The following is a 17601-nucleotide window of genomic DNA, read 5'->3' on the forward strand; positions in this document are numbered from 1 at the left end:
CGGAGACCATGACCGACCGCATCGACCAACTGCTCGCGTCCAAGGACGAGGCGGACCCCTCGCTCCTGGCCGCGCTCGACGCCGACGACCTCGCCGACGCCCTCGGCCGTGCGCTCGCCGCGGACGACGAAAACCGGGTCCGCGCACTGGGCATCCTCTCCCTGATCGACCCGAGCCCGCTGGGGGCGCTGGCCCAGGCGGTCGGCCAGGTCCTGGCGGAGCCTGCGCCCGACCCCTTCACGGTCGCCGCAGCGCTCGACCGTGCCGCGGTGATGGGCCAGGACGCCGTTCCGTTGGCCCAGGCCGCGGCCGTCTCCGACGAACCGGTCATCGCGCTGGCCGCCTGGCGCACCCTGCAGCAGGTGGCCCGCTCCGATTCGCTGGACGCCCTCGCCCAGATGGCGCCCCCGGCCGGGGATCCGGTCGGCGACCAGGCCGCCTTCGCGCTGTCGGTGATCGCCTACCGGGCGGGGCGGTCGGGCTTTGAACTCACGCCCGCGGACGATTCACGCATCGTTGCGATCCCGGCCAACGAGGACAAGGTGTTCTTCATCAACACCTCTGCGCCGACGGAGGAGGACTTCGCGCTGCTGAGCCGGATGCCGGCCGGTGAGCTGTACCTGGTACGGCCGGAACGGGAGGGGATGCTCGCCATTGAGTGCGGGGACGAACGGATGCTGCTCTGCATCGACTCCGACATCCAGATGGGCATGCCGGACACGTTCCTGCAGGGGCCGTCGCTCGCCGGGGTGGTCACCACACTCGCGCCGCTCGGCACGGACTACTCCGTGCGCTACCTGGTCCTCACCTGGCCCGATGGCACCGGCGGATTCCATGTGATGCTCTGCCAGCCCAACGGGGCTGAGGCCTATTTCGGCCACGCCAACAGCGATGAGATCGCCAATGGGACTGCCACCTTCGGTCTCTTCGCCATCGACCGTCCCGGTGCCTGCCCCATCTCCCTCACGCCGAGCGTGACCGCGGGCGGAGTCACCCTCGGCGGCGACTGCCTGTCGATGACCGAGATCGTCACCGATCGGCTGGAGCCGGAAGCGGCGGACTGAACCTCTCGACGGCCGAGGCGCAACCGACCCGAGGCATGCCCTCGAACGCGCCGGCTGCGGTGCATGAGTGGCCTCCAAGGTCCGGACTCGCAGGCGAGGACGTGCCCCGAGTGGAATGCCTGCCCCACTAGCACAAGGTGCACGGAGCTGACCGCCCGCCGGCCGCCTCTCCCGGTCACCTCTTGCGGGCGGTCACCAGGGCAAAGGAGAGAAACTCCCCACCGTCTTCGGTGAGCATGTCGATGACGGGCTGGTTGGCCGTCAAGCCGCCGGGCTGCTGCTCGGCGCAGGCCCGTGCCCAGAGCAGCCAGTCCCGCCAGGCGTCTTCCTGGAGCCGGGCGGACGTGACGTCCACCAGCTCGGTGATCTCCCACTGGAAGCGCCACCACTCGGCCGTGTGCCAGGCGATCGCCTCCCAGCCGACGACCCGCTTGATGTGGGCCGGGATCGTCCCGAGTTCGCGGACCTCCCGGCTCATGCCCGGCGTGGCCACGCCCAACTGGCCGCCGGGGCGCAGGAACCGCATCAGGTAGGGCAGGTAGCTGTCCGCCGTGCCGAAGTACTCGAAGGCATCGATGCTCACGATCGCGTCGAAGCTTTCCGGCTCGAACGGCAGGACGTGCGCCTCTGCCTGGACGGCCTCGACCCGGTCGGCGACCCCCGCCTCGGCGAACACCGCAACCGCGTCCTCCGCGGGGACCCACCAGTCGGCGGCGACGACGTCCACGCCGTACTCGCGGGCCAGGAACACCGACGTGGCCCCCTTGCCCGAACCGAGGTCGAGCACCCTCATCCCAGGGCGCAGATCGAGATCGCGGGCGAGGTCCTCAAGGAGCCACAGCGGATTGGGCCCCATGTCCAGGCCGACGAGCCACGCCGGGTCATAGCGGGACGAGCGCGGGTAGCGGTCCGGTCGTACGAGATCGTTCAAGGCAGTCACGGGCACGAACTCAAGCCGACCTCTCCGGCGGGCACAAACCCTTTTGTGACGCGCAGCGCATGCTGACTTTGCGCGCGCCTGGTCGTGGCGTGCCTAGGCAGCGCCGAGCACTGCCCGCCCTCGCGTGGAGCGCCGAGAGTGGAATCCGCCGGAACGGATCCGGCATTCCGATTCACGGGAGCGCATCACTCATGACTGTCATGCTTGGCCGTACGGGCATGGAGATTTCTCGGTTGGGCTTCGGTTCGTGGGCCGTCTCGGGCTCGGGCTGGACCTTCAGCTGGGGTGCCACGGACGACGCCGAGTCCATCGCCGCGATCCGCCACGCACTGGACGCGGGCGTCAACTGGATCGACACCGCCGCGGTGTACGGCCTGGGCCATTCGGAGGAACTGGTCGGCAAGGCCGTCGCCGGCCTGCCACAGGCCGATCGCCCGTACCTCTTCACCAAGGTCGGCCTGGTCTGGGACCCGGACAATCCGTCGGCCGCGCCTCGGCGGATCATGAAGCCGGCCAGTGTCCGCCGCGAGCTCGAAGACTCGCTGCGGCGGCTGGGCGTCGACCACATCGACCTGTACCAGGTGCACTATCCCGACACCGGCGAATCGCTGGAGTACGCCGGTGGCGGCTTCGGAGCGGTATCGCCCAACGCCACGCCGCTGGAGGAGTACTGGCAGGTCATGGCGGACCTGAAGGCCGAAGGCAAGGTGCGGGCGATCGGGCTGTCCAATCACACGCCCGACCTGCTCCAGGCGGCCGAGCAGATCGCCCATGTCGACGTCATCCAGCCGCCGTTCTCGGCGATCAACCGGTCCTCCGCCGCTGAGATCGCCTGGGCACGCGCGCACGAGACCGGCGTGATCGTCTACTCGCCGCTGCAGTCCGGCCTACTGACCGGGGCCTTCTCCGCCGAGCGCGTGGCCGGGCTGCCCGCCGAGGATTGGCGGACCGCCCACCACGACTTCACGACCGGCCTGACCGCCAACCTCCAGCTCGCCGAGGCGCTGCGGCCGATCGCTGTACGCCATGGGCGCACCGTCGCCGAGGTGACCATCGCCTGGGTGCTCGCCTGGCCCGGCATCACCGGGGCGATCGTGGGCGCGCGCAAGGCCGCCCAGGTGGACGGCTGGATCGGAACGGGCTCGTTGGAACTGACCCCTGCCGACATAGCGGAGATCGCCCACGCGATCACGGTCTCGGGCGCGGGCAGCGGTCCCGCCCGCCACGCGTGAAGGCGACAGGTGGTCGTCGAACGGTGGGAGGACCGGCAGGCTCTCGAATTCAGATACGGCCTTGGGTGAGGCGGGTGAGGGGCCCGTGCGAATGACGCTCGGCACGGCGGCCTATCCCGTAGGACGCCGCGGTCAGCGCGATGGCGCCCGCGCCCATGCCGGTGGCTACCCACTTGCGGTGGGCAAGCACCACCCAGGCCGTCTTGGCCGTGGCCGCGACCCGGCCCGAGGCCGTGATCAGCGCCTGCCGCCCCGATTCGACGCGCCGGGCCGCCGTGCGGGCGGCCGCGCTCGTGGCCTCGGCCGCTCGCTCGGTGCCGGCCTCCGCGGCTGACACCGCGTCGTCGGTGGTGGCAACGGCCTTCTTCGCCCCGCGGCCGGCCGGTGCCGTTGCCCGCTCCGCCGTCCGCCGGGCCTGTGCGGCGGCCTTCCGCTTCTGTTCGGACTTCTGACTCGTCTCGTTGCTGGATTCCTTCATGGACCTCGCGTTGCCCTCCCCCGCCCGGACAAACATGTCGGTCCTCGTGCCCGGCCCGGGATACGTTCCAGGATGCCGCCCGCCAACACGGCGTACGGCGGGAGCGTTTCGAGGTGGGCGTGCCCTTTGCGTGGTCGCATATCGCCAGTAGGCACGGGCCGCGCCGGAGTGCCGAACGCCGAGGCCAAGACCGAGGTCTTCGCCGCGCTCGACAAGATCGTGGAGGATCCTCAGGCCGTGCTCGCCACGCACACCTCCTCCCTCCCCGTCATGCGCCTGGGCATGGCGACCCGGCGCGCCGACCGGGTCGTCGGCCTGCACTTCTTCAACCCCGTCCCGGTCCTTCCTCTGGTGGAGGTCGTCACCTCCCTCCACACCAACTCGCGGACCTGATCGGGCTGGACACCGTCGCCTCGATCGCGGAGTCCCTGTACGACGCATTCAAAGAACCCCTCTACGCGCCGCCACCGCTGCTCCAGCGGATGGTGGAGGCGGGCCTGCTGGGCCGCAAGACGGGGCGGGGGTTCCACACCTACCACCGGGGCTGAGGGGCCCCGGCTCCGCCGCCGGGTTGAGGGACCCGCGCGGCTCCTGTGGAACGGGGCGCGAAGCAGTGACTGAGTTGCTTCGCGCCCCGCCGCATAATCCATTTGGCAATGACAGTCGTTTTCATATAGCGTTTCATCCCGCCTCACCCGACAACGCAGGAGGTCGTCATGGCCGTACCGAAGCGGAAGATGTCCCGCAGCAACACCCGCCACCGCCGGGCCCAGTGGAAGGCCACGACTCCCCAGCTCGTGCCCGTCACCGTCGACGGCACCCCGTACCTGGTCCCGCAGCGGCTGGCCAAGGCGTACGAGCGCGGGCTGCTGCGCCCGGAGAGCTGAGCCGACGGAATGACGCACAACCGACTGCCCGTCACCGTCCTGTCGGGCTTCCTCGGCGCTGGCAAGACGACCCTGCTCCGTCACGTCCTGAGCAACCGGGAGGGCCTGCGCGTCGCGGTCATCGTGAACGACATGAGCGAGATCAACATCGACGCGACCCTGGTGCGCGGGGGTGAAGCCGCCCTCTCCCGCACCGAGGACCGCCTGGTCGAGATGACCAACGGCTGCATCTGCTGCACCCTGCGCGACGATCTGCTCGAAGAGGTCGACAGGCTGGCCCACGAAGGCCGCTTCGACTACCTCCTCATCGAGTCCAGCGGCATCTCGGAACCGATGCCCGTCGCAGCCACCTTCGCCTTCCCCCGCGACGACGGAGCGACCCTGGGTGACCTCGCCAGGCTCGACACCATGGTCACCGTTGTCGACGCCGCCAACTTCCTGCCGGAGCTGACCGGAGGCGACGGGCTGGTCGAGCGGGGACTGGACCAGTACGAAGACGATGAGCGCACCGTCAGCGACCTGCTGATGGACCAGATCGAATTCGCCGACGTCATCGTCCTCAACAAGACCGACCTCGTCGATGCAGACAGCGCCGATCACCTTCAGGCCGCACTCGCCCGTCTCAATCCAGCCGCCCGGATCGTGCCCGCCCGGCACGGACAGGTGAACCCCTGCGACATCCTCGGCACCGGGCTCTTCGACCTCGAACGGGCCCAGCAGGCCCCCGGCTGGGTACGGGAACTCAACGGCGACCACGTCCCGGAGACCGAGGAATACGGCATCTCCAGCACGGTCTTCCGCGCCGATACGCCGTTCCATCCCGGCCGCCTGTGGACCTTCGTCACCGAGGGCCTCGACAGCGGCGCCTACGGCAACGTCCTGCGCTCGAAAGGCTTCTTCTGGCTCGCCAGCCGCCCGAACGTCACCGGGTTGTGGTCACAGGCGGGCGCCGTCGCCCGCTTCGAGCCGTCCGGTGCCCGTGCCGTCTGCGACAGCCAGGGACAGGAACTGGTCTTCATCGGGACGGAGTTGCGCGCTGAGGCACTGCACACCGCTCTTGCCGACTGCCTCCTGGCCGACGGGGAGCAGCCCTGCGACGACCCGTTCCCCGCATGGGACACGTACGGAATCGACGACGCCTGCGAGCACGAGCACCTCGGCCCCGACCTGGTGCCGCAGGCTTGAAAGCTCCGGGTTGGGAGGTGGTCGCAGCCACGGCACCGCCCAACCCGGTATGCACGACGGTGCGTACACCGGTGCCCCCGCGCTCGCAGTGAGCACGGGGGCACCGGTGTGCCTTGTGACGGTGAAACACCAGGTAGCCGCCTGCCTTGACGAGTGCTACGACCGCCGCAGACCGGGGCCGGACAGCCACAGGTGTCCTCGGCGGCGTACCACGTCGGCCATGACAGTGGGAGGATGACACCCCCGCCGGCGGGGGAATCATTGTCCCGAGGGCTGGATCAGGCCCCGGTCTTCGCCTCAAGACGTGCCGTCGTCTCCATGAGCGAGACCGTGAACGGGTGCCGCGGCTCGGTCAGTATGCGGTGGGCCGGGCCCTGTTCGACCAGCTCGCCCGCCTCCAGCACGGCGATGCGGTGGGCCAGGCGCGCGGACTCCAGGTCGTGGGTGATCAGCATGAGGGACACGTCCGCACGGTCGCGCAGCAGATCCGTGAGGGCGTCCAGGATGCCGCGGCGCGTGACGGTGTCGAGGCCAGAGGTGATCTCGTCGCAGATCAGGACCCGGGGCCGGGCCAACAGCGCGCGGGCCAGAGCCGCGCGCTGCAGTTCGCCGCCGGACAGCTCCGAGGGAAGGCGGTGGGTCGCCTCAGGCGGGAGGCCAAGGCCGGTCAGTGTGGCCAGGGCCTCTTGAACGGCCGACTCGTGGTCGAGTCCACGCAGGCGTACCGCCGTGCGGGCGACCTGGTCGAGGACGGGGCGGTGCTCGTCGAAGGCGGCCCGTGCGTCCTGGAAGACGTACTGCACAGCCGCCAACTGCGCGCGACTGCGCTGCCGTACGCTGCGCGGCAGTGGGGTGCCGTCGAGGTGGACCTGGCCGTCGTGGTCGCGGTGGAGGCCGGCCAGGCAGCGGGCGAGGGTGGTCTTTCCGCTGCCCGAGCGGCCGACGACAGCGAGCGACTCACCAGGGTGCAGGGCGAGTTCTGGGGTGCGTAGCACCACGGTGGGGCCGTGGGCACCATCCCGGTGGCGGGCGGTGAGGTGGCGTACGCGCAGGACGGGCCGTCCGGTGTCGGACGGGGGCTCGTGCCCGGTGGACGACGGTCGGGTATCGAGCAGTTGGCGGGTCCACTCGTGACGCGGTGCGAGCCACAACCGCTGGACCGGGCCCGACTCCACGACCCGGCCCGCCCGCATGACGAGGACCTCGTCGGCGAGTGCATGCACCACATCGAGGTCGTGGCTGAGCAGTACGACCGCGATGCCGCGGGCCGCCAGCGCTGCCAGCTGGTCGACGATGCGGCTCTTGGTCAACGCGTCCTGGCCGGTGGTGGGTTCGTCGGCGACGATGACGCGGGCCCCCAGCAGCAGCGCCTGGGCGAGGACGACGCGCTGCTGCTGGCCCCCGGACAGTTGGTGTGGATAGCGCCGCAACAGGGCTTCGGCGTGCGGGAGCTGGGCGTCGGACAGCGCTTGCAGGATGCGTTTGCGGGCGGCCGCCCGGCGCTCGTGGCGAGGTAGGTCGCGCACCTGGGTGCGGGCGATGTCGTTCAGCAGCGCCGAGACCCGGCGGGCGGGGTTGAGGACCGACGCCGGATGCTGGGGCACGTAGCCGGCCGGGCCGTCCGCCGCCACGCGGACGTCGCCGGTGACCCGGGCACCCGACGGGTACGCGCCGAGCAGGGCGAGGCCCGTGGTGGTCTTGCCGCTGCCGGAGGCTCCGACGAGCGCCGTCACCTTGCCGGGCAGAGCCCGCAGGTGCACGCCGTCCACGATCGCCCGACCATCGATCTCCACCCGCAGGTCACGGATCTCCGCGACCGGGGCCGGCTCGGCATCGGTGCACGCGCCCGTCGGTGCGGTCGTGTCGTTCCGTTCGGTCACAGCCGTGGTTTCCTCTCTCCCCGGCGCCGACCGGGCTTGTGGAGTGCCGCGTCGAAGAGCAGGTTGCTGCCCGTGGTCAGCGCGACGATCAGCAGCGCGGGCACCACCACGGCCCAGGGCTGCACGAACAGTCCGGTGCGGTTGCGGTCCACCATCACCGCCCAGTCGGCGGCATCCGGCGCGACGCCGACACCGAGGAACGCGGCCGTGGCCACGAGGTACAGCACGCCGGTGAGCCGGGTGCCGGCGTCCGCGGCCAGGGTGCGCAGTATCGAGCGGCCGACGTATCCGACAGCCGTGCGCCACCACGTCTCGCCCTGCATGCGCAACGCCTCGACTGCGGGACGCGCCGCGGCGTCGGCGGCGGCCGCGCGCACGATCCGCGCCGCATCCGGGACGTTGACCAGCGCGACGAGCAGGGCCAGCCCGACCGCGTCCGGTGTGAGCACGGAGGCCACCAGCAGGATCAGCAGCAGGGACGGCACCGCCAGCAGCACGTCCAGCGGTCGCAGTAGCGTCTCCTCCAGCCAGCGGCGGTGGGTGAGCGCTCCGATGAGTCCGACGGGCAGCGCCACGAGGTAGGCCAGAGCCGTCGCGGCGAGCGCAGTCAGCGCCACCGGCCGGCCGCCGAGCAGGACCTGACGCCACACGTCACGGCCCACGAAGTCGGTGCCGAACCAGTGTCCGTCGCCGGGGGTGAAGGAGGCGGCCCGCGCTCCCGGGGCGGCCGCGAACACCGGTCCCAGGACGGCAAGGACGAGGGGTACGGAGATGACGGCGAGGCCGAGGGCGTAGCGGCCGGCGCGGCGTGGCTGGACGACGGCGTAGGTGTCGGATAGGAGCGTGGAGGGCTTGTGGGTCACGCGGCCACCCCCGCCCGTGGTGCGAGTCGGTGGGCGACGAGGTCGGCACCGAGGTTGAGCACGACGGTCAGGACGCCGAACACCACGGCGAGGCCCTGCACCACCGGTACGTCGCGTTCGGCGACGGCGTTGAGCAGGACGGTCCCGAGTCCGGGGATCACGAAGAGGGCCTCCACGACGATGACGCCGCACAGCAGCCAGTCGATGGTGCGGGCGAGCTGCTGGACGGCCGGTGCGAGGGCGTTGGGCAGGGCATGGGCGTAGCGGACGCGGGCGCCGCCGATGCCGTAGCGGCGGGCGTGCACCGCGTAGGGCGCGGCCAGGGCGTCGACCATGCCTGCACGAACCAGGCGGGCCAGTGAGCACACCGGTCGGGAGAGCAGGACGAGGACGGGCAGGAGCAGCGCTGCGGGATGGGCGAGCAGGTCCGTGCCGTAGCCGACGGCGGTGGGTGGCAGCCAGCCCAGGTGGAGGGCGAAGACGGTCACCAGCAAGATTCCGAGGGCGAATTCGGGGACCGCGTAGACCGCGAGCGTCACGGAGCTGATCAGTCGGTCGGCGAGTCGCCCTTCGTGGCGGGCGGCCAGTACGCCCAGGCCGAAGCCGGCCGGGACGAGCAGTGCCACGGTGAGGGCGGCCAGCAGCAGGGTGGGGCCGAAGCCTTCGGCGAGGTACTGGCTGACGGGACGTCCGGAGGTCACGGAGGTGCCGAAGTCGCCGTGCACCAGGCCCGCCGCCCACTCGGCCAACCGCTCGTATGCCGGCCGGTCCAGGTGCATGGCCTCGCGGATCGCGGCGATACGGGCGGGGTCGGGCTGGTCGCCGGCGAGGGCGACGGCGGCGTCGCCCGGCAGCGCCTCGGTGAGCGCGAAGACCAGCAGCACCACGGCCACGGTCTGTGCGACGCCGAGGAGCAGCCGCCGGGCGACGAAGGAGCGCAGTCCCGTCACGCCAGCCACACCTTGTCGAACCGGGCCCAGTCGAGCGTGTTGGCGGGCGCCTTCCGGTCAACCCCCTTCACCTTGCGTGCGGTTCCCAGGATCCAGTCGGCGAAGCCCCAGATCAGGAAGCCGCCGTCGGTGTACAGGCGGCGCTGCATGCGCGCGTAGACGGCCGCCCGGTCCTTGGTGTCGGGGGTGGACTGCGCCTGCTGGTAGAGGGCGTCGAAGTCCTTGTGGTGCCACTTGGTGGCGTTGGTGGTGGAGCCGGTGAGCAGCCGTTGGGAGATATGGGCCTCGATGGGCATGGCTCCGGAGCGGTAGCAGCACAGGGTGCCGGAGTCGAGGATGTCGCTCCAGTACGTGTCCTTGCTGCCTGTCTTGACGTCGATGGTGACGCCTGCTTTGGCGGCCTGGTCGCGGAAGATGGTGGCGGCCTCGGTGAATCCGGCGGCGACGGCCGAGGTGTCGAGGGTGACCTTGAGCCTTTCGGCGCCGGCCTGCTTCAGCAGGGCGCGGGCGCGTCCCAGGTCCTGTTCGCGTTGGGGGAGGCCGTCGGCGTAGTACTCGTAGCCCTTGCCGAACAGGTCGTTGCCGATCTCGCCGGCGCCGGACAGGGCGCCGTCGACGAACTCCTTGCGGTCGGCGATGAGGAAGAACGCCTGGCGTACCCGCTTGTCGTCGAACGGGGCGCGGTCGGTCTTCATCGCGAAGCCCTGCATGGCGCTGTTGCGCAGCCGAACGATCTCGATCTGCCCGTTGTCCTCGTGCGCGCGGGCGGTGGTGGGGTCGAGTTCGTGGGCGTACTCGACCTGGCCGCCGAGGAGTGCGTTGACGCGTGCGGACTCCTCGTTGGCGACGACGAATTCGATCTCGTCGAGGTGTGGGGCGCCCTCCCAGTAGTCGTCGTAGCGGCGGAAGACGGCCGAGCGGCCGGGGGCGAAGGAGACACAGCGGAAGGGGCCGGAGCCGATCGGCTTCTCGTCGAAGGCGGTCGCGTTCTCGGGAACGATGTACGCGCCGAACGCGGCCAGGATGTTGGGGAATTCGGCGGTGGGCCGCTTGAGGACGAACTCGATACTCCGCTTGCCGGTGGCGTGGCTCGCGTCGAGGTCGATGGGTTCCAGGGACGCCTTGGCGCGGAACCCCTTCGTCGGGTCGGCGATGCGGCGGTAGCTGTACAGGACGTCCTGGGCGGTGACCGGCTTGCCGTTGTGGAAGGTGGCCTTGCGCAGGGTGACCTGCCAGCGGTCCAGGGTCTTGTTCGCCTGCCACTTCTCGGCGAGGCGGGGTTGCGCGGACAGGTCGGCGCCGTAGTCGGCGAGTTTGTCGAAGAGCGCCTTGGCGCGGGCGACGTCGGCGAAGAGGTTGGCCAGGTGGGGGTCGAGGGTCTCGCTCGCACCGCCCCCGGCGAAGGCGGCGCGCAGCCGCCCGCCCCGCCGGGGCCGGCCGTCGCCCGTGCCCTTGCCGTCGTCGGAGCCGGGTCCGCCGCAACCGCTGAGCGCGAGGGCGCCGAGCGAGGCGGCGCCCGTGGCGGCGAGGAAGCCGCGGCGGCGCAGGCCCGGGAAGGGGAGGTGGGTGTCGGATTCTTCGGTCATGCGGGTTCCTCGTGGTGTGGATGGGTCACAGTGCCGGCTCGGCGAGCCGGGCGACGACGTGCAGCCGGTCGGCGTCCGTCGCGTCGCCCGGGGGCATGCCTTCTCGCCAAGGCGGCTCGGTGCGCGGGCCCGGACCGTCGTGCAGGTCGAGAACCTCGAAACCGTGTGCCGCCAGGAGACGACGGAGTTCCTGCGGGAACAGCAACCGCCATGCGGAGCGCTGCTCGACGGGCGGTGATCCGTCGTCCGCGGTCCATACACGGCTTCGGCGCAGGAGTTGGGCGGTGCGGTCCACCGTGAGCGTGGTGGTGGACCGATGGACCGATCCCTGCCAGGCGAATTCGTGGACGGTGGGGGTGTCGAGCAGGTCGGTACGGCCCAGGAAGTAGGCACCGTTACGCATCTCCGCGACGAGCAGGCCGCCCGGGGACAGCGCGCGCCGGCAGGAGGCCAGAAAGCCGTCGAGCTGGGCATTGGTGTGGCAGTACAGCAGGGAGCTGTCCAGGCAGACGACCGCGTCGAACGCGCCGTGGCCCAGGTCGAACCCGTGCAGGTCGGCGCGGACGTACGCGGGCCCGGGGTGGTGGGCGCGGGCGTGGGTGAGCATCGCCTCGGAGAGGTCGGCGCCGGTCACCTTGCGGCCGACGGCGTGCAGGTGGGCGGCGTCACGGCCGGTGCCGCAGCCCATGTCCAGCACCCGCGGGCCCGCGCCGTACCGCCGCAGGCAGTCCTCCGTCCAGCGTCCGGCCAGCCGGTGGGTGTCGGGAAAACGGGCCTCATACAGCTCGGGGTTGTCGGTGAGCAGGTTGCGCAAGTCGTCAGTGGCGGTGTGAGTCATGTCGTCTCCTTCCTCAGGCCGCCACCGTCACGGCGGGCTTCGGCGTCGTCGGAAGCGCGTTGCGCCGGTGCAGCCAGGCCACGCCGCCTGCGGAGACGAGACCGAACAGGACGCAGCAGGCCCAGGGCAGCCAGGCGGCGCCGCGTGCCCCGGTGTCCATGGCCCAGCCGACGGCGGTGTTGCCGGCCGCGGCGGCGACGCCGGAGACCACGTAGAAGATCCCGTAGTAGGTGCCGGTCAGTTCCGCGCGGCCGAATCCGGGAATGAGCTCCAGCACGAACGGCTGGGCGATCATGACGCCCAGGTAGAGCAGCAGGGCACCGAGCAGGACGGGGAGCGTGCGCAGCACCGCGTCGGCGGCGCCGTCCGGGGCGCCGGCTCCGCCCGCCACCAGGGCCGGCGGCAGGAAGGCCAGCGCCATCAAGGCGAGCCCGGCGACGATCCAACGCGCCCTGCTCCCACGTCCTTTGAGAGCCCGAGTGATGCGCAGTTGCAGGGTGAGGTTGGTGACGGTGCCGACGAGGAAGACCAGGCCCGCCGCGCCGTCCCAGCCGGTCGTCCGCCGGGCTCCATCGGGCAGCAGCAGGTAGAGCTGGTTCTGCAGGGTGAACATGCCGACCATGGCGAGTGCGAAGGCCAGGAAGGCACGGTTGCCGAGGACCTCGCGCCAGTCGGCGAGGACACTGCCCTCGCTCGGCTCCACCTCGCGCGCCGGCAGGACCAGGGCCTGCGCGACGGTCAGGACGGCGAAGATCCCGGCGGCGGTGAGCGCGGACGCACGGAAGTCCACGAGCAGCAGCGCACTTCCCAGCAGCGGACCGATCAACGCGCCGGTGGTGGCGAAGACGTTGAACAAGGCGAACGCCTCGGCCTTGCGCTCCCCCGCCTCCTGTGCGAGGTAGGCGCGCACGGCAGGGTTGAACAAGGCGCCGGCCAGCCCGCTGAGCACGGAAGCGGCAAGTAGCACCGCCAGCCCGTCACCCAGCGCGAACAGTGCGAACCCGACGGTGCGCAGGGCGCAGCCGGCGATGATGACGCCGCGCGCGCCGAGCCGGTCGGAGGCGGAGCCGCCGATGAGGAACAAGCCCTGCTGGCTGAGGTTGCGGACGCCGAGGACGATCCCTACGACGGCCGCCGACATGCCCAGGTTCTGACTGAGGTGAGTGGCGAGATAGGGGATGAGGAGGTAGAAGCCGGTGTTGACACCGAGCTGGTTGGCCAGCAGGAGGCGGACGGCCAGGGGGAAACGGCGCATCTCGTGCCAGATCTTCATGCCGTCTCCTCACCCGTGTTGCGCCGGACTCCCAGGCCGGGTAGGTAACTTGCCCGTACGAAGCCGTCGGTGCCGCCGATCCCGGTCCACGGGTCGCGTGCGAGCAGCAGGTGTCCGTCGAGGTCGGCCCAGCGGGCGCGGTCGGCCAGATGGACAGCCGGGGCGAGGCCGAGGCTGCTGGCCGTCAGGCAGCCGAGCATCAGCGCGGTGCCGCTGCCCTCGATCGCCTCGGCGATGCGCAGGGCCGCGTGAACGCCACCGCACTTGGCGAGCTTGACGTTGACTCCGTGCACGCGTCCGGCCAGACGGCGGGCGTCCTCCAGGCTCACGGCGTCCTCGTCGGCGATGACCGGGAGCGGTGAGCGGGCGGCGAGCGCGCCGAGCGCCTCCGGATCGCCCGGTGCGAGGGGCTGTTCGACGGCCTCGACCCCGAGGTCGGCGAACCGGGGCAGCAGGGCCTCGGCCTGGGCCGTGGTCCAGGCGCCGTTGGGATCGAGGAGCAGCCGGGCCCGGGGCGCGGCATCCCGGATGACGCGCACCCGCTCCACGTCGTCCTCGGGGTCGCGCGCTCCCGCCTTGACCTTGATGACCTCGAATCCGCTCGCCGTGAGGCACCGCGCCTCGGCCGCGGCGCGCACCGGCGAGGTGATGCCGATGGTGCGGGCCGTTGCCGCCACCGGAGCGGCGGTGGCCCCGAGGAGCCGGTGGACCGGGCTGCCGGCGCGCTTGCCGACGAGATCGAGGAGCGCGGCCTCGACGGCGGCGGTCACGGCCGGCGGGGTGCCCTCCCCGGCCGGCTCGCCCGACCGCAGGGCATCAAGAGCGCTTTCGGGGTCGCGGAAGCGGCGGAGGTCCGTGGCGACGGCCGCGAGGAGCCGTTCGAGGGTGCCGACATCCAGCCCGTAGTAGACGCTGGTGACGGCCTCGCCGTGACCGCGCAACCCGGCGTGTTCGATGGTCAGCCACACCGCGTCACGCGCGGCCATGGTGGAGCGGGAGATGCGCAGCGGCTCGGCGAGGTCGAGTCGTACGGTGCGCTGGGTGACCTTCACAGGTTCTCTTCCGAAGGGTGCGGGGATATGGGAGCCCGGAGCGGGTCGGTGACGCGGCTGCAGCGGACCCACCCGGCCGCCTCGGCCGCACGGGGGTGCGGTATCTCGACGGGTCGGGTGGCCGCGGCGGACGGGTCGAGGCCGTGCGCGGCGGTGAAGTCGTCGTCGTAGACCGTGCCGAGGTAGCGGTGCGGACCGTCGGGGAAGACGGTGGCGACCACCGCCCCCGGGTGGACGCGGGCGGCCCAGGCCGAGACGAGGGCGACCGCGCCGGTACTCCAGCCGCCGCTGACGAAGCTGCCCCGGGCAAGCCGCCGGCAGCTGTCCACGGCCTCGGCCGGGCCGACCCAGTGGACCTCGTCGAAGGCGCCGTAGGCGACGTTGCGTGGGTGGATGCTGCTGCCGAGGCCGCGCATGAGCCGGGGCCGGGCGGGCTGGCCGAAGATCGTGGAGCCGGTGGCGTCGACCCCGATGAGCCGCAGGGCGGGCCAGCGCCGCCGCAGGGGACCGATGATGCCCGCGCTGTGGCCGCCGGTGCCGACGCTGCACACCAGGACGTCGAGGTGGTCGAGCTGGTCCGTGAGTTCGGCGGCCAGTGCGGCGTAACCCACGGTGTTGTCGGGGTTGTTGTACTGGTCGGGCCAGTAGGCGTCGGGCAGTACGGCGAGCAGTTCGCGCAGCCGGGCGAGGCGGGCGGCCTGCCAGCCGCCCTCGGGGGCCGGGCGGTCGACAAGTTCCAGGCGGACGCCGTGCGCACACAGCAACTGCCGCATGGACGGCTCCAGTTCCCGGTCGCCGACGAGCACGACCGGGTGACCGAGCGCCTGCCCGGCGAAGGCCAGGCCGAGGCCGAGGGTGCCGGAGGTGGACTCCACCACCGGCGCACCGGGTCGTAGTTCGCCGCGCCGGCGGGCACCGAGCAGCATCGACACGGCAGCCCGCGCCTTCATGCCGCCGGCGGCGAGCCCTTCGAGCTTGGCCCAGAATCCGGGGTGGGGGCCCGGCAGGTCAGCGGTGATGCGCACCAGTGGTGTACGGCCGAGCAGGGCGAGCAGCTCCGGTCGGGCGGTGAGACGGACAGCGGTCGCGGTCAACGGTCGTCGCCTCCCGGGCACAAGCTGCCGGACGGACCCCGGTAGCGGTGGACGGCTCCGGGCCCGCCGTCGAGCCAGAAGAAGGGGTACGGCTCCGCGCACACCGCGCTCACGCCGTGGCCGAGGAAACGGGGCAGCACGGCGCTGCCGGTCTGGGCGAACATCACCAGCTGCTTGCCGTGCCGCAGCGCGTGCCGCCGCAGTGGTTCGAAGGTCCCGTTGCCCAGGGTCATGCCGGAGACGAGCAGCGCATCACAGCGGCCGGCCTCGGCAAGCGCATCGGTGACGACCTGCTCGCCCCACTCCGTGACGCCGCCCTTGAGGTCGCACGGGACGTACCGCAGGCCGCGCGCACGCAGCGTCTCAAGAAGGGAGTTGACGACTCCGATCACCAGAACCGTGGCCCCCGGCGGCAGGTCGATCAGCTCGGCGACCGCCTCCGCCCGTGCCCGGGACTTCTCCAGCGACGACCCGGCGGGCAGCGGGAAGGGACGCGCCCCGCTCTCCGGGGTGTGCGGGGTGACGTGCATCAGATAGGCATCCAGGGCGGCCACCCGCACCGGCAGCAGCGGATGCTCCAGAAGCCGGGCCACCTCCGCACCCACACAGTCATCGAGCGCTCTGTCGGGCAGTGTGCCTGGCTCGACCGCGCAGGAGCCGACGGCCTCGGCCAGGCGCAGGCTGAGCACTTCGTTGCGATAGCCGGTGCCGCGCCCGTCATGCCGTACGGCCTGCCGAGTGGTGAAGGCCACGGCTATCCGCTGCGTGGCCGGGTCGGGGCCCAGTCCGCCCGCGCGAACGCGGTCCACCAGCTCGCCGTACGTCGGGCACGTCTCGTACGCCACTGTGCCGACCGCGCCGGTGACGGCGGTCATCGGATCACCAGTCCCGCGCGCAGCCCGGCCAGCAGGGCCTCGACGTGGTCGCGGGCACCTGGCCCGTCGGCGTCACCGGCCATGACGTGCCCGAGGTACTCGTTGTTACTGCCCGCCGCCTTCACCACCCTGCCGGGGTCGGCGAGCTGCACCTCCAGCACGTCCGGTGCGTCTCGCAGTGCGCCGCCGTCCAGCGCTTCGAGCGTGCCGGTGGTCTGTGGCACCAGGAATCCGATGGCGGCGCTGCGCAGTCCGGTGTCCGTACGCCTCAACCGGGGTTGGCGGCCCAGCGCGACGTCCACGGAGGCCGCCGCGAGGTCGATGCCGGTGACGTGGCGGATCAGTTCGGTGATGCGGTTCCCGGCGGGACGCGGGTTGACCTCGACCACGCGGGGGCCGGCGGCGGTCAGCTTGATCTCGGTGTGCGCCACGACACCGTCGACCAGCCCGAGCGCCTTCAGGGCGCGCAGCGCGGTCTGCTCGGCGGCCTCGGCATCGGCGGGCGTCAGAGCTGCGGGGAACATATGGCCGGTCTCGATGAAGGCGGGCGCCCCGCCGACGCTCTTGTCGGTCACGCCGACCACGTGGACCGTCCCTGCACACGAGACGGTCTCGACGCTCACCTCGGGGCCGTCCAGCAACTCTTCGAGCAGGACGACGGGAGCGCGCCGCTGTCCGCGCGCATTCACCGGGAATTCCGCCAACGTACGGCACACATCGGCGAGTTGGGCTTCGTCATCCACGCGCCGTACGTACATCCCGGCGCACAGGTCGACGGGCTTGACCACCAGCGGATAGCCGATCTCCCGGGCAGCACCCGCGATGTCGACCCACTCCTCGTGTACGGCGAAGCGCGGGCCGGGCACTCCGGCATCGGCGAGGACGCGGCGGGTGGCGTCCTTGCGGCAGGCGTTCTCCATCGCTTCCGGCCCGGGGCCCGGCAGACCGAGCCGCTCGGCGATCCGCGCCACGGTCGGCAGGTAGTAGTCGCAGGACGTGACCACCCCGTCGAACCCCCACATCGCGTGCAGTCGCTCGGCTTCGGACAGCAGGGCCTCGGTGTCGTTGGTCTCGGCGGTGATGATGTCGCGGGCACCGAGTAGCGGGTGCGCCGTCCCCTCGGGCGCGGAGCGCAGGTAGTGGTGCAGGTCACGGGTGAGGAAGGTGAAGGTGTGCCCGCCCTCCCGTATCGCCCGCGGCAGCAGTCGGCTCATCGCTCCGACCCAGCTCTCGACCACCAACAGATGAGCCACAACTCCCCTTCCAGGCTTGGATTTCAGACAAGGGGCAGCCCAGCGCCCTTCCGTGGAAGGGGTCCGGGTTGCCTGGCGAGAACATTAACGATAATCATTTTCATTGTCATCTCGTGGGCAGCCCTTTGCCGCCCCCTTGTCCGTCCAACCC

Annotated in this window: 16 protein-coding genes and 1 pseudogene; 5 read left to right on the forward strand and 12 right to left on the reverse strand. The window is 71.4% G+C overall.

Annotated elements, in window-relative coordinates; all coding sequences use genetic code 11:
- Positions 1 to 8 precede the first annotated feature (8 nt).
- Positions 9 to 1064 carry a hypothetical protein gene (locus V2J85_RS00870; protein WP_261953619.1) on the forward strand — a complete coding sequence of 352 codons (1056 nt, stop codon included), beginning with the start codon at positions 9 to 11 and terminating at the stop codon, positions 1062 to 1064.
- Positions 1065 to 1239: 175 nt separating this feature from the next.
- Here the strand turns inward: V2J85_RS00870 and V2J85_RS00875 are convergent, their stop codons facing one another.
- Positions 1240 to 2004 (reverse strand): SAM-dependent methyltransferase, encoded by a 765-nt coding sequence (locus V2J85_RS00875; protein WP_261953618.1) that lies wholly within the window; start codon positions 2002 to 2004, stop codon positions 1240 to 1242.
- Positions 2005 to 2195: 191 nt separating this feature from the next.
- Between V2J85_RS00875 and V2J85_RS00880 the strand changes: the two genes are divergently transcribed.
- A complete protein-coding gene (locus V2J85_RS00880) occupies positions 2196 to 3236 on the forward strand; it encodes an aldo/keto reductase (RefSeq protein WP_330820305.1) in 1041 nt (346 codons plus the stop codon).
- Positions 3237 to 3285: 49 nt separating this feature from the next.
- On the opposite strand, the gene V2J85_RS00885 is transcribed toward V2J85_RS00880, so the two are convergent.
- Entirely contained in the window at positions 3286 to 3714 is a 429-nt protein-coding gene (locus tag V2J85_RS00885) for a hypothetical protein (protein WP_330820306.1), read from the reverse strand.
- Positions 3715 to 3876: 162 nt separating this feature from the next.
- On the opposite strand from V2J85_RS00885, the pseudogene V2J85_RS00890 reads away from it, so the two are divergent.
- The 3 genes and pseudogenes from V2J85_RS00890 to V2J85_RS00900 all read left to right on the forward strand — a co-directional run.
- Positions 3877 to 4262, forward strand: a pseudogene (locus V2J85_RS00890) (3-hydroxyacyl-CoA dehydrogenase NAD-binding domain-containing protein); the annotation flags it as partial.
- A 168-nt stretch (positions 4263 to 4430) separates the two neighbouring features.
- The gene (gene rpmF / locus V2J85_RS00895; protein ID WP_006601600.1) at positions 4431 to 4601 is read left to right on the forward strand and encodes a 50S ribosomal protein L32; all 171 of its coding nucleotides are present in this window, start codon (positions 4431 to 4433) and stop codon (positions 4599 to 4601) included.
- 9 nt (positions 4602 to 4610) lie between these two features.
- A complete protein-coding gene (locus V2J85_RS00900; protein ID WP_330820307.1) occupies positions 4611 to 5786 on the forward strand; it encodes a GTP-binding protein in 1176 nt (391 codons plus the stop codon).
- A gap of 278 nt (positions 5787 to 6064) precedes the next feature.
- On the opposite strand, the gene V2J85_RS00905 is transcribed toward V2J85_RS00900, so the two are convergent.
- Genes V2J85_RS00905 through V2J85_RS00950 form a run of 10 tightly spaced genes read right to left on the reverse strand, consistent with a single transcriptional unit; the run spans position 6065 to position 17450 of the window.
- Entirely contained in the window at positions 6065 to 7666 is a 1602-nt protein-coding gene (locus V2J85_RS00905) for an ABC transporter ATP-binding protein (protein ID WP_419836721.1), read from the reverse strand.
- Complete coding sequence (locus V2J85_RS00910) at positions 7663 to 8529, reverse strand: ABC transporter permease (RefSeq protein ID WP_419836722.1); 867 nt, start codon at positions 8527 to 8529, stop codon at positions 7663 to 7665. The genes V2J85_RS00905 and V2J85_RS00910 overlap by 4 nt, the downstream gene beginning before the upstream one ends.
- A complete protein-coding gene (locus tag V2J85_RS00915) occupies positions 8526 to 9479 on the reverse strand; it encodes an ABC transporter permease (RefSeq protein ID WP_330820309.1) in 954 nt (317 codons plus the stop codon). Before V2J85_RS00915 ends, V2J85_RS00910 begins: the two co-directional genes overlap by 4 nt.
- Positions 9476 to 11065 (reverse strand): ABC transporter substrate-binding protein, encoded by a 1590-nt coding sequence (locus V2J85_RS00920; RefSeq protein WP_330820310.1) that lies wholly within the window; start codon positions 11063 to 11065, stop codon positions 9476 to 9478. The genes V2J85_RS00915 and V2J85_RS00920 overlap by 4 nt, the downstream gene beginning before the upstream one ends.
- Before the next feature lie 25 nt (positions 11066 to 11090).
- On the reverse strand, positions 11091 to 11903 hold the full coding sequence (locus V2J85_RS00925; protein WP_330820311.1) for a class I SAM-dependent DNA methyltransferase: 813 nt from the start codon (positions 11901 to 11903) through the stop codon (positions 11091 to 11093).
- A 13-nt stretch (positions 11904 to 11916) separates the two neighbouring features.
- Complete coding sequence (locus V2J85_RS00930) at positions 11917 to 13176, reverse strand: MFS transporter (RefSeq protein ID WP_261953611.1); 1260 nt, start codon at positions 13174 to 13176, stop codon at positions 11917 to 11919.
- Positions 13173 to 14228 (reverse strand): dipeptide epimerase, encoded by a 1056-nt coding sequence (locus V2J85_RS00935; protein WP_330820312.1) that lies wholly within the window; start codon positions 14226 to 14228, stop codon positions 13173 to 13175. Before V2J85_RS00935 ends, V2J85_RS00930 begins: the two co-directional genes overlap by 4 nt.
- Entirely contained in the window at positions 14225 to 15322 is a 1098-nt protein-coding gene (locus V2J85_RS00940; protein WP_261953609.1) for a PLP-dependent cysteine synthase family protein, read from the reverse strand. Before V2J85_RS00940 ends, V2J85_RS00935 begins: the two co-directional genes overlap by 4 nt.
- On the reverse strand, positions 15319 to 16197 hold the full coding sequence (locus V2J85_RS00945; RefSeq protein WP_330820313.1) for a Rossmann-like domain-containing protein: 879 nt from the start codon (positions 16195 to 16197) through the stop codon (positions 15319 to 15321). Before V2J85_RS00945 ends, V2J85_RS00940 begins: the two co-directional genes overlap by 4 nt.
- Complete coding sequence (locus V2J85_RS00950; RefSeq protein ID WP_330820314.1) at positions 16194 to 17450, reverse strand: ATP-grasp domain-containing protein; 1257 nt, start codon at positions 17448 to 17450, stop codon at positions 16194 to 16196. Before V2J85_RS00950 ends, V2J85_RS00945 begins: the two co-directional genes overlap by 4 nt.
- Between the last annotated feature and the right edge of the window lie 151 nt (positions 17451 to 17601).

The sequence above is a fragment of the Streptomyces bugieae genome (assembly GCF_036352915.1).
GTDB lineage: Bacteria > Actinomycetota > Actinomycetes > Streptomycetales > Streptomycetaceae > Streptomyces > Streptomyces endophytica.

What these genes read in the sequence shown, in the direction of transcription:
- V2J85_RS00870 (WP_261953619.1), top strand. Translation starts at nt 9, where the DNA reads ATGACCGACCGCATCGACCAACTGCTCGCGTCCAAGGACGAGGCGGAC.
- V2J85_RS00880 (WP_330820305.1), top strand. Translation starts at nt 2,196, where the DNA reads ATGACTGTCATGCTTGGCCGTACGGGCATGGAGATTTCTCGGTTGGGC.
- V2J85_RS00885 (WP_330820306.1), bottom strand. Translation starts at nt 3,714, where the DNA reads ATGAAGGAATCCAGCAACGAGACGAGTCAGAAGTCCGAACAGAAGCGG.
- rpmF (WP_006601600.1), top strand. Translation starts at nt 4,431, where the DNA reads ATGGCCGTACCGAAGCGGAAGATGTCCCGCAGCAACACCCGCCACCGC.
- V2J85_RS00900 (WP_330820307.1), top strand. Translation starts at nt 4,611, where the DNA reads ATGACGCACAACCGACTGCCCGTCACCGTCCTGTCGGGCTTCCTCGGC.
- V2J85_RS00920 (WP_330820310.1), bottom strand. Translation starts at nt 11,065, where the DNA reads ATGACCGAAGAATCCGACACCCACCTCCCCTTCCCGGGCCTGCGCCGC.
- V2J85_RS00925 (WP_330820311.1), bottom strand. Translation starts at nt 11,903, where the DNA reads ATGACTCACACCGCCACTGACGACTTGCGCAACCTGCTCACCGACAAC.
- V2J85_RS00930 (WP_261953611.1), bottom strand. Translation starts at nt 13,176, where the DNA reads ATGAAGATCTGGCACGAGATGCGCCGTTTCCCCCTGGCCGTCCGCCTC.
- V2J85_RS00945 (WP_330820313.1), bottom strand. Translation starts at nt 16,197, where the DNA reads ATGACCGCCGTCACCGGCGCGGTCGGCACAGTGGCGTACGAGACGTGC.